The sequence below is a fragment of the Rhodococcus sp. BL-253-APC-6A1W genome, from assembly GCF_012843405.1.
GTDB lineage: Bacteria > Actinomycetota > Actinomycetes > Mycobacteriales > Mycobacteriaceae > Rhodococcus.
In genome coordinates this window covers 1-788 of record NZ_JABAFB010000034.1, presented here as the reverse complement: position 1 = coordinate 788, position 788 = coordinate 1, and the positions used below count along the sequence as shown (strand labels likewise).

The window sequence follows — 788 nt, the reverse complement described above, 5'->3', positions numbered from 1 at the left end:
TCGAGCTCCGCAGCCGCCAAATTCTGGAAAGTCAGCATCACCTGGAACAGCGGATGACGCGCCTGCGAACGCGCAGGGTCGAGCACCTCCACCAACCGCTCGAACGGCACATCCGCGTGCGTGAACGCTTCGAGATCGACCCCACGTACGGCATCGAGCAGCTCCCCGAACGACACCCCACCATCAACCGACGTCCGCAATACGAGCGTGTTGACGAACATACCCACCAGATCGTCGAGCGCGGCGTCGCCACGACCGGCGATCGGCGTGCCGATCGCAATATCGGACTGGGCGCTCAACCGGGACAGCAGCACCGCAAGAGCAGCATGCACCACCATGAATTCCGTTGCGCCACTGAGACGGGCGAGATCGGTGATACCCGCGCGGACGCGCCGATCGATCGTGAAACTGTACGAGGCACCCTGGTAACTCGAGACCGCCGGGCGGGGCCGGTCGGACGGCAACGTCGACTCTTCAGGAAGATCCGCCAAAGCAGTGCGCCAGAACTCGGTTTCCCGCGCGAGCAGCGACTCCGGATCGGACTCGTCGCCGAGGACCTCTCGCTGCCACAGCGTGTAATCCGCGTACTGGACTTCCAACGCCGACCACTCCGGGACCGCGCCCACGGCCCGCGCTGCGTACGCCGTTGCCACGTCCCGGGTCAACGGCCCCATCGAGAACCCGTCACCGGAAATGTGATGAACTACCACCACCAGCACATGCTCTTCCGGCGTGATTCGCAGCAGCCGCACTCGGATCGGAACCTGCTGCGTGACATCGAAACCGGC

At 64.6% G+C, this 788-nt stretch carries 1 protein-coding gene; it reads right to left on the bottom strand.

What is annotated here, in order from left to right; all coding sequences use genetic code 11:
* A partial coding sequence (locus HF877_RS21100; protein ID WP_240952878.1) for a condensation domain-containing protein occupies positions 1-788 on the bottom strand: 788 nt, incomplete at both ends.